At 45.1% G+C, this 6,952-nt stretch carries 4 protein-coding genes and 1 tRNA gene; 1 reads left to right on the top strand and 4 read right to left on the bottom strand.

From position 1 onward, the window contains the following. Positions 1 to 13: 13 nt before the first annotated feature. The 4 genes from Q0Q74_RS09270 to Q0Q74_RS09255 all read right to left on the bottom strand — a co-directional run bounded on the left by Q0Q74_RS09270 (position 14) and on the right by Q0Q74_RS09255 (position 5,634). Positions 14 to 86: transfer RNA gene (locus Q0Q74_RS09270), tRNA-Val, on the bottom strand. A gap of 83 nt (positions 87 to 169) precedes the next feature. After that, on the bottom strand, positions 170 to 898 hold the full coding sequence (locus Q0Q74_RS09265) for a late competence development ComFB family protein (protein WP_294430190.1): 729 nt from the start codon (positions 896 to 898) through the stop codon (positions 170 to 172). A 32-nt stretch (positions 899 to 930) separates the two neighbouring features. Then, positions 931 to 2,958, bottom strand: coding sequence for an aconitate hydratase (locus tag Q0Q74_RS09260; protein WP_294430189.1), 2,028 nt, complete (start codon positions 2,956 to 2,958; stop codon positions 931 to 933). 93 nt (positions 2,959 to 3,051) lie between these two features. Continuing rightward, positions 3,052 to 5,634, bottom strand: a complete 2,583-nt coding sequence (locus tag Q0Q74_RS09255) for a Smr/MutS family protein (RefSeq protein WP_294430188.1) — start codon at positions 5,632 to 5,634, stop codon at positions 3,052 to 3,054. 57 nt (positions 5,635 to 5,691) lie between these two features. Between Q0Q74_RS09255 and Q0Q74_RS09250 the strand changes: the two genes are divergently transcribed. Then, a complete protein-coding gene (locus tag Q0Q74_RS09250; protein ID WP_294430187.1) occupies positions 5,692 to 6,936 on the top strand; it encodes an ATP-binding protein in 1,245 nt (414 codons plus the stop codon). Positions 6,937 to 6,952: the final 16 nt, after the last annotated feature.

The following is a 6,952-nucleotide window of genomic DNA, read 5'->3' as shown; positions in this document are numbered from 1 at the left end:
AGTCTTAAAAGTGTGGGCAGTGAGAGACTCGAACTCCCGACAACCTGGGTGTAAACCAGGGGCTCTACCAACTGAGCTAACTGCCCGAAAAGTGATAATAGTTTAGCAGGTTGAAGTAATTGTGTCAAGTCTTTTGGCGAACTTTTGCGCAATTACTTCAAAAAATGAATTATTTTTCTGCTTTTTTTTCTTCTTCAAATATTTCGCGTTTGAAAAGCACGATGTCTCGGATTTTGACGGAACAGGCTGTGTTCAGCTCTGTTTTTGTTTCGTCATCACTGATAATCGGTACATCAAAGTAGTGGTATGATTTTTCATATCCATCTGCTTCAATTTCAAGCTCAAATTCGAATTTTCGGCTTTCACCGGGCTTTTCAGCAGGAAGTGACTTTGCCCAGAAAGTAAAAGCTCCCTTGGTGCTTTGGAAAGTTTGGGTAGGGTTGGCCCAGGTCATGTCTACCATGCTGACAGGCTTTCTATCGAGTTTTAGCAAAATTTTTGCCCCTGAAATAGGTTCAAAGGTGCTGCCGTCAAGAACAGTGCCTGTAAAAGTCGGAAAGTTGTAGCTTGGGTTTGATTCTTTTTGAGCCATACATTCTTCGCGTGGAAGTGAATGAAAAGGCCTTTTGGTAGAAGAAATGATTCTTAATCCTTCCATTGCCAGGGCAGATATGTCTGCGATAAGCTGATGGTCGGCAAAAATCTCATTGGAGTGGGTGACTCCCCGCCCTGAAACTACATATTTAGGAGAAATCCTATTCAGAACATAGCTGATTGTATCCAGTCGGCAGTTTTTGCAGTCACAGGTGAGCCATACGGACTTTGCCTTTTTGACTTGTTCGTAAAGGCTGTTAACTTCTGCCGCTACCAAATCCTCCATCATGTTATGTACATTCATAGTATTCCTCCGTTTTTTATATAGAGCTTGTCTTAGTTGCCGCCTTTTCGTGTGTAAGCGGCAAGACCGCCAGCCATAATAATCTGGGCTGAACGAGCAGCAATATCGTTCACGCACTCAATCTCTGTTTTGCCGTTGATGAGCACTTTGAACGGTTTTCCGTTTTTGAGGGAATCGTCCAAATCTTTGAGCTCAAGCGTATCCCCTTGCTTAATTTTATCATAATCTTCAGAATTTGCAAATGTCATTGGAATAATTCCGTAATTTATGAGGTTTGCTTTGTGAATTCGGGCAAAACTCTTTGTGATTACGGCTCGAACGCCGAGATACATCGGTCCCAATGCAGCGTGTTCACGGCTAGAACCCTGACCGTAGTTTTCGCCACCGACTACACAGCAGTCAGCGAATTTTGCTTCTTCGCTTCGTGTGTAGAAAGTTTCGTCAAGACGGGTGAGGGTGAATTTTGAAATCTCTGGGATGTTACTTCTCAATGGAAGAACTTTTGCTCCAGCCGGCATGATATCGTCTGTCGAAACATTGTCGCTTGCCTTGAGGCGTACTGGGAGTGAGAGATTTGATTTGTATTCGCGGCATGCCGGGCACGGCTTGATGTTCGGTCCACGCAAGATTTCGACTTTAGCAGCCTCTGATTCTGGGAGCGGCGGGATAACCATAGCACGGTTTGTCGCGCAGTTGAGAACCATCGGGCTAGACAAGCGCGGGTCGTTTCCTTCGAGCATTGAGATTCGGACACCTGTTTTGTATGCTGGATCTTCATAGCTCAAAGTTTCTGCCTCTGTGAAAACACCTGTTACTGCTGCGGCTGCGGCTGTCTCAGGGCTTACGAGATATACATTTGCGTCGGCTGTACCGCTTCGGCCTTTGAAGTTTCGGTTGAAAGTTCTGAGAGTAACGCCCTCGCTGTTTGGAGCGAAGCCCTGACCGATACAAGGACCACAAGCTGATTCAAGGATTCGGAAACCAGCTTCGATTAAGTCCTCAAGGATGCCGGCTTTGCTTGCCATAAGGAGAGTAGTGCGGCTTCCCGGAGCGATACCAGCTTCAACTCCCGGTGCGATATGCTTTCCTTTTACGATTGCGGCAACAGATTCCAAGTCGTCCAAAGAAGAGTTTGTACATGAACCGATTACGACCTGTGTGACTTTTTTGCCGGCAAGATTTTTTACTGTGTCGATTACGTCAGGATTGTGTGGGCAGGCAGCCAATGCATGAAGCTCATCCAAATTGATTTCGATGAGCTTGTCATATACGGCTCCTTCGTCTGCCTTCTGCTCGCTCCAGTCACTTCCGCGGCCCATTGATTCGAGAAATCGTTTTGTAGATGCGTCTGATGGGAAGATTGAGCAGGTTGCGCCCAATTCTGCACCCATGTTCGTGATTGTTGCGCGCTGTGGAACTGTGAGCTTTTCAACGCCTTCGCCGAAATATTCGTAAATTGCGCCTGTTCCGCCCTTAACTGTTTCGCGGCGGAGAACTTCAAGGATGATGTCCTTTGCACCGACGCCCTTTTTGAGCTTTCCTGTGAGCTTGACGCCGAAGATTTTTGGCATCGGAGTGTGGAATGCACCGCCACCCATTGCGACTGCGACATCCAGACCGCCCGCACCGATTGCAATCATGCCGATTCCGCCGCCTGTTGGTGTGTGGCTGTCAGAACCGAGAAGAGTTTTGCCCGGCTTTCCGAATGATTCAAGATGAACTTGATGACAGATACCGTTGCCCGGTCGTGAGAAATAAAGGCCGTATTTTGCGGCTACAGACTGAAGATAACGATGGTCGTCCATGTTCTTGAAGTCAGTCTGCAAAGTGTTGTGGTCGATGTATGAAACTGAAAGCTCTGTTTTGACCCGTGGAATACCGATTGTCTCGAACTGCAGGTATGCCATTGTTCCTGTTGCGTCCTGAGTGAGCGTCTGGTCGATTTTAATTGCGATGTCCTCACCACGCGGGATTGGAGTGCCCTTGTTGAATTTGATGTTTGGGCATGCCTCTGGAACTATGTGTTCCTGCAAAATTTTTTCTGCGAGCGTAAGAGCCATTTTTAGTACCTCTGAAAATTTTTATATAAATAAATTATACCTATTTTCAGATTTTCTTACAACAGAAGACAAGGCAAATCTCGGTCTGCGCCGCTAATTCATTTCAACATAAGTCTTTCCAAAGCCGCCGTCTTCAGGACGGGCATAATAGAAGCTTTTTACGCCCGGATAGTTTGAAAGATAATCCTGGACCGCCTGCTGCAAAATTCCGTTGCCTTTTCCGTGAATTACGCTGAAACTCTTAAAACTTGTCATCGCACAGAGATCCAGCTGCTTTTGCAGTGCCCTGATTGCTTCTTCTTCACGCATTCCCAAAAGCCTCAATTCGAAGACTGGACTTCCGCTGCCTTCATCTTTGTTGAGTTCTACGGTGTAATCAGCAGTTGAAAGTTTTGTTGGTGAAATAAGCTGCATTTCTTTTTGCTTTACGCTCATTCTGATTGAGCCGAGCTGGACAAGCCAGACGCCTTTTTTTTCTTCGCGCAGGAGAATTCCTTTTGAGCGGCTAGAACCGACAAGAACTTCTGCACCTTCTGCAAATTCGAATTTTGGTGCAGGCTGATTTTTTGCCCTTGGAGTGAGATTGAAAACTTCCTCGTCAGTGTAGGTCGCTTTTGCTGTTTTGAGGGCTTCTTTGTTGCTCAGCTTTCGTTTCGTTTTTTTGCTGGATTGCGTGCGTGAATCTGATGATTTTGAAATCCTCATGCCGTTTTCCGAGATGATTTCTTCTGATTCTAGTCTTTTCTGAAGTTCTTCCTGTTCTTTTTCGAGTCTCTCTTTTTCTTCTTCAAGCTCCAGTTCCTGAAGTTCTACATCTTCTGTCAAATCATTTAAGAATTTCCGCATTTTGAGGGTCTTTTCGCGTGTGATTTCGCCCTCTCTTAGCTCTCGGACAAGATTTTCAAGCGTTTTTCGGGTTTCTCTTAAAAAACGGGATTCGTTTCGGCTTTCACGCTCTTTAAGCTCATTTTCTTTCTGGCGGAGCTTGAGGTCTTTCTGTTCGAGTTTAAGAATTTTTTCGTTCTGGCGGTTTTCTTTATCTGCAAATTCTTTTTCACGCCTGTCAAGTTCAGCATGTTTTTTAGTCAGTCCGCGGATTAAGGTTGAAACATCTGCTTGCTGATTCGTAAGGTAGGATTTTGCCTTTGCGACGACCGAACCGGGAAGACCTGAGCGTTTTGCGATATCAAGGGCATGACTTTCACCTGGAACTCCCATGACGATTTTGTATGTGGGAGCGAGGGATTGAGAATCAAATTCTGCGCTTGCGTTGATGCAGGACGGCGTTGTGTAACCGTAGTTCTTGAGACTTCCGTGGTGCGTCGTAACAAGGACAAATGCTTGTTTTTCGATTAATGAATCAAGACAGGCCATTGCTACGGCTCCACCTTCCTGAGGGTCGGTTCCGCCTCCAAATTCATCAAGAAGAACAAGTGAATGGGAATCAGCGTGCCTTACAGCTGCGGCAATATTCTTCATGTGTGCGCTGAAGGTTGAGAGAGAATTGTCTATTGACTGGTCATCGCCGATATCAGCAAAAATCGAATTGAAAATCGGAAGACGGGTGCTGTCACTCGCCGGAATTGGAAATCCTGACTGGTTGAGCATTGAAAAAAGCGCGAAGGTTTTTAGCGTGACAGTTTTGCCGCCTGTATTCGGACCTGTAATGATGAGAATGTTTTTTCCGGGAAGCCATTTTATGTCGATTGGAACGGCATTTTCGCCCAAAAGAGGATGTCGTGCCTGAATCAGAAGAGGTGCGTCTTCTTCGGTCCGTTTGCATTCCATGGCATAGTTGCAGAGATTTTCGGCACCCCATCTTGCGGCGGCATAAGTTTCATCAAAAAGGGTCATCGTTTTGAGTGCCGATTTTAAGTCATCATAGAGCGGATGCAGAAGGGCTGTCGTTTCCCTGAAAATTCTGCGGGTTTCCTGAGCAAGTCGTGATTCTTCCTGTAAAAGCTCATTGTTTTTGCGTACAACTTCTTCTGGCTCAATAAAGAGAGTCTGCCCGGAAGCAGATACTTCATGTACGATGCCGGAAATTCTGTTTCGCTGGCTTGCTTTTACGGCCAGAACCTGCCTGTCTGCCCTGAACGCCGGAACATTGCTTTCGAGAACCGTGTTAAGGCTTGTGTCGCTTGTGTATTTTTTTAATGCTGATTTTATTTCGCTTTGTATCTGTGCGATTTTTGCCCTGATTTCGCGCAGAGACGGAAGGTCTTTGAGATTACCGTCTTTGTCGATAATTCGTGAGATGATTGAAAGCGTCTGTTCGATTGCAGAATAGGGAAGTGTTTCTGCAAGGTCCAGAAGATTTTTTAAGGAAAGAGAAGATGCCGCTGTTTTTACAGATGCGTAAAGGCTGCTCGCCGAAGAAGCAAAAAGATATAGAGAATAGAGCTGTTCCTGTTCAAGTGTTGTGCCATCAGCCTGCAGAAGTTTTATAAACGATGCGATTTCGTTCCATGAGCTGAGATGCAGCGGATTTTTTGAGGTGATTGCCCTCTGCCACTGTGAGGAAAGGGTTTTCAGCTGATTGATTTTTTCAATCTGTTCCTGCGTGTAAGGTTCGCGGCTTAAAATGGAGCGTTTGCCTTCCATACTGACGCAATAGCCCGCGATTGTCTGACGGAGCCTGTAATAGTCCAGTTGTTCAAGTGTTTTCTTATGCATAAAATTTCGGGAGCAAGTATAGCATGTACTTAGGGAAAGTGCTATAATTTTTCATCAATGAAAGAGTTTTCCCGCCGCGTGTCACAAAAAATTGACAAGCTCACTCCGCTTCAAATTCAGAATCTTGTTGAAGACTGCTATGCCCAGACCGAGATGTTCGACTCGATTTTTCAGAGCCTTCCGTCTGGTCTTATTATCGTCGATGAAAATTTCTGCCTGCTAAAAATCAATAAGGCAGCTGAACGATTTCTTCCTTTCAAAATCAATCCTGAGGATTCAAAATCTGAAGGCCTTGCCGTCTGGAAGTTGATTGATGACGATGAAATTGCAAAATTCCTTCAGGGAGCGTATGAAGCCGATAAAACAAATATTTCTGGCGAATACACTGTCAGTACGGCCGGCGGGTCAGTGCGTTTTATCGATGTTTATCTTACTCCGCTGGTCAAAAAACAGAATCTTGATAAAAATCTCATAGGCTCAATCATCCGAATCGATGATGTGACCGAAAAACGCAATCAGGAAGTGCTTCTTCACCGCATGGAAACTCTTGCAGGGCTTACAAATGTGGCCGCAAGCGTTGCCCACGAAATAAAAAATCCTCTTGGTGCGATTTCCATTCATATTCAGCTGATGCAGAAGGCAATCAAAAAAAAGCGTGAGGGGGACGGGCTTCTTCCACCGGCAAAATATGCTGAGGATTATCTTGATGTCGTGACTCAGGAAATTGAGCGGCTGAACAAAATTGTCGTTGATTTTCTGATGGCCGTGCGTCCCATTTCCGCTAAACTTGAGCTGGTTAATCCTGATAAAATCCTTGAAGATTTCATTTCGTTTTTCTCTCCAGAATTCTCTGAGAAACAGATTGAACTTGAGTCAAATCTCTGCGGGTGCGATGTGCGTCTTCTTCTTGATTCGAAGCTTTTCCGTGAAGTAATCGTAAATCTTTCTCAGAATGCAATTTTTGCCATTGAAAAGAAATTTGATGTTGATGAGTGTTCAGAAAAATCCGGGCATATTAGTGGTAAAATCAGCATAAAGTCAAAAATAGCTGGCGAAAGGTACATTCTTACTTTCAAGGATGACGGAATCGGTATGAGTGATGAAACGGCCTCCCGCGTGTTTGAGCCATACTTTACAACAAAATCAAACGGAACCGGGCTTGGAATGGCCATGAGTTATAAAATCATAAAGGAATTTTCCGGCGACATAAGCGTAAAATCTGTTTTGGGCGAGGGCACTACTTTCACAATCGAACTGCCTGTACCTCAAATGGAAAAGAAGCTTCTGACTTTCCGTGAGTGATTCCAAGCCTTCTGTT

Origin of the sequence: uncultured Treponema sp., from assembly GCF_946187725.1 — a bacterium.
GTDB lineage: Bacteria > Spirochaetota > Spirochaetia > Treponematales > Treponemataceae > Treponema_D.
This window is presented reverse-complemented; position numbering and strand designations above follow the sequence as displayed.

Excerpts from the sequence above, each read along its gene's own strand:
- Q0Q74_RS09260 (WP_294430189.1), bottom strand. The coding sequence starts at position 2,958 with ATGGCTCTTACGCTCGCAGAAAAAATTTTGCAGGAACACATAGTTCCA.
- Q0Q74_RS09250 (WP_294430187.1), top strand. The coding sequence starts at position 5,692 with ATGAAAGAGTTTTCCCGCCGCGTGTCACAAAAAATTGACAAGCTCACT.
- Q0Q74_RS09265 (WP_294430190.1), bottom strand. The coding sequence starts at position 898 with ATGAATGTACATAACATGATGGAGGATTTGGTAGCGGCAGAAGTTAAC.
- Q0Q74_RS09255 (WP_294430188.1), bottom strand. The coding sequence starts at position 5,634 with ATGCATAAGAAAACACTTGAACAACTGGACTATTACAGGCTCCGTCAG.